This is a genomic window from Pseudoduganella sp. RAF53_2, from assembly GCF_052113985.1.
Taxonomy (GTDB): domain Bacteria; phylum Pseudomonadota; class Gammaproteobacteria; order Burkholderiales; family Burkholderiaceae_D; genus Rugamonas.
In genome coordinates this window covers 1-3393 of sequence record NZ_JBFRDW010000647.1, presented here as the reverse complement: position 1 = coordinate 3393, position 3393 = coordinate 1, and the positions used below count along the sequence as shown (strand labels likewise).

Here is a 3393-nt window from a genome sequence, read left to right as displayed (position 1 = left end):
ATCTACCGCTATGACATGAAGACTGGCCAGAGCAGCGTGTTCCGCCAGCCGAAAGTGGACTTCGATCCGAGCGCCTATGAAACGCGCCAGGAATTCTTCACCAGCAAAGACGGCACCCGGGTTCCACTGTTCATCGTGTCGAAGAAGGGCCTGAAGCTGGACGGCAGCAATCCGACTTATCTGTACGGCTATGGTGGTTTCAATATCTCGCTGACGCCTTCCTTCTCCGTGGCCAATCTGGCCTGGGTTGAAATGGGCGGCGTGTACGTGATGGCGAATCTGCGCGGTGGCGGTGAGTATGGCGAGGCATGGCACAAGGCCGGCACCAAGCTGCAGAAACAGAATGTGTTCGATGACTTCATCGGTGCAGCGGAATGGCTGATCGCGAACAAGGTGACGTCGCCATCCAGGCTGTCGATTGGCGGCGGCTCGAATGGCGGCTTGCTGGTTGGCGCAACCATGACTCAGCGTCCTGACCTGTTTGCAGCGGCGCTGCCTGCGGTCGGTGTGATGGATATGCTGCGCTTCCACAAGTTCACCATTGGCTGGGCGTGGACGTCGGATTACGGTTCGTCCGACAACGCGGACGAGTTCCAGGCGCTGGTCAAGTATTCGCCGCTGCATAACTTGAAACCAGGCAGCTGCTATCCGGCCACCATGATCACCACCGCTGACCACGATGACCGCGTCGTGCCGGCGCACAGCTTCAAGTTCGCCGCAACCGCGCAGGCCGACCAGGCCGGCCCGGCGCCGATCCTGATCCGCATCGAAACTAAAGCTGGCCATGGTGCTGGCAAGCCCACGTCCAAGCAGATCGACGAAGTGGCTGACAAGTGGGGCTTCCTGTACCGCACGCTGGGCATGGGTACCTCCGGCATGGCCGGAAGTGTGCCTGCTTCCGCGGCGCCGGCGGCACCGTCCGTTCCCTCCGCCGCAGGCGCGAGCAACGCAGCGGGCGCGCACTGATGGCCGCCCGCACAGCCGCGCCGGCGCGCGTCGCGCAGTGGCACGGCGTGGCGTTGGTGGGCGCGCTGCTGGCCGCGCCGTTCGTGCATGCAGCTGACGCGCCGCCAGCGTCGTTCGCCGAGCAAACCAAGGCCCTGCAAGCGCAGCCCGGGTTTATTGATCTGTGGCGCGATGCCGACAAGGGCAGGGTGCTGCTGGCGGTGTCGCAGCTGGATCAGCCCTTCCTGCTGGTCAGTTCGCTGCCATACGCGCTGGGCAGCAATGACGTCGGCCTGGACCGCCGCCAGCCAGGCGAAATGAAACTGGTGCGTTTCGAGAAGCACGACAAGCGCTTGTTCCTGGTGCAGGTCAACACGCGCTTCATCGCCAACTCGAAAGATGCGGAAGAGCGCCGCGCGGTGGAAGAGTCCTTCCCTAGCGCAGTGTTGTGGTCGGGCGACATCCTGGCCAGCGACGGCAAGCGTCAGCTGGTCGATTTCTCCAGCTTCCTGCTGGCCGACCAGCACGGCATCGTGCAGCGCCTGCAGGACGCGAAGCAGGGCGGATACAGCGTTGACGGCAAGCGCAGCGCCATCCTGCCGCAGGAAGCCAAAGCCTTCCCCGAAAACATCGAGCTGGAAGCGCTGCTGACGTTTGCTGGCCCTGGCCAGGGCGAGTTCGTCAAACAGGTCGCCGCCGACCCGGCCAGCCTCACGCTGCGCCAGCATATCAGCATGGTGCACCTGCCGGATGCGGGCTATCAGCCGCGCAGCTACCATCCCGCATCCGGTGGCTTCGATACGGGTTATTACGACTACGCTCAACCGCTGGCATCGAGCCTTGACGTGCGCTGGCAAGTGCGCCACCGGCTGGAAAAGACCGATCCAGCGGCCGCCGTCAGTCCGGTGAAAAAGCCTATCGTCTATTACCTTGATCGCGGTGCGCCGGAACCGGTGCGCTCTGCGCTGCTGGATGGCGCCCGCTGGTGGGCCGCAGCCTTCGAGAAGGCCGGCTTCAAGGACGCCTTCCGTGTCGAGCTGATGCCCGAGGGCGCCGATCCGATGGACGTGCGCTACAACGTCATCACCTGGGTGCACCGCGCCACGCGCGGCTGGTCTTACGGGAACGCACTGACCGATCCGCGCACCGGCCAGATCATCCGCGGCGCCGTCACGCTGGGCTCGCAGCGCGTGCGTCAGGACATCCTGATCGCCGAAAGCCTGCTGGCGCCGTATGGCAAATCGACGCCGGCCGAGCGCAAGCGGGCCGCCGAACAAATGGCGCTGGCACGCCTGCGCCAGCTGGCGGCGCACGAAGTCGGGCACACGCTCGGCTTTGCGCACAACTTTGCCGCCAGCCGCCATGGCAATGGTTCGGTGATGGACTACCCGCATCCGGTACTGAAGCTTGGCGCCGATGGACGCATCGAGCTAAGTGACGCTTATGGCACCGGTGTCGGTCCGTGGGACGAGTACATCGTCAAATACATCTACGGCCAATACGCCGACGAAGAGACTGCGCTGGCCAAGCTCCGTGCCGACGCGAATGCAGCAGGCATGCAGTACGTGAGCGATGCGGACGCGCGCTCGCCGGGATCTGTGCATCCGAATGGTCTGCTGTGGGACTTTGGGCCGGACTCGCTGAAAACCTGGGATCAGCTTGGCGCCATCCGGCGCAAAGCATTGGATAGCTTCTCGCTCGACGTGCTGCCGAATGACCGCCAGACCGGCGAAATCGAAGCGCGTCTGGTGCCGGTGTATCTTCTGCAGCGTTACCAGGGTGAAGCTGTCGCGCGCCTGATCGGTGGCGGCGAGTTCGATTACAGCACCAGCGGTGACGTGAAAGCGGGCCGTGCGCAGCCCGGCGTGCGCCTGGTGCCGGCGGCCACGCAGCGTGCCGCATTGACGCGGATGGCTGATACGCTGCGCGCCGAGTATCTGGCGCTGCCGCAGTCCGTGCTGGACATGCTGACACCGCCCGCGCAAGGATACGAACGCAGCAAGGAGTATTTCGGCACCCGCATGAACAGCGTGTTTGATGCCTTGTCCGCTGCGGAGACGGGCGCCGCGCAGACTGCGCAATTCCTGTTCGATGCGACGCGCATGAATCGCGTGGCGTGGCAGCACGCACGCGACGCTGCGCAGCCGGGTGTGCAGGAGGTCCTCAGTGCCACGCTGGCGAAGACCTGGAAGCGCGATGCGGTGCCTTCGTCGCTGACTGGCGGCGAGGCGGTGCAGCTGGCGTCGGACTGGGTGGTGCTGGATACGCTGCTCAAGGTCGTGGATGACGGCGGGCTGCACGCGAATGTTGAAGCCGAGGTGCGTGCGCAGCTGCGCGAGCTGGCGGTCTGGATGAAGAAAAATCCGGGCAAAGGCGTGACTGCGGACAGCCGCGCGCAGGCGGCGGACTACATCACGCGATATCTGGCTGATCCGCGCAGCGTCAAAC

Annotated in this window: 2 protein-coding genes; both read left to right on the top strand. The window is 64.5% G+C overall.

What is annotated here, in order from left to right; translation table 11 throughout:
* A partial coding sequence (locus tag AB4Z11_RS27075) for a prolyl oligopeptidase family serine peptidase (RefSeq protein ID WP_442028938.1) occupies window positions 1-966 on the top strand: 966 nt, incomplete at its 5' end.
* Window positions 966-3393: zinc-dependent metalloprotease (locus AB4Z11_RS27070; protein WP_442028937.1), on the top strand; the 2428-nt coding region annotated here is incomplete at its 3' end. The genes AB4Z11_RS27075 and AB4Z11_RS27070, both read left to right, overlap by 1 nt.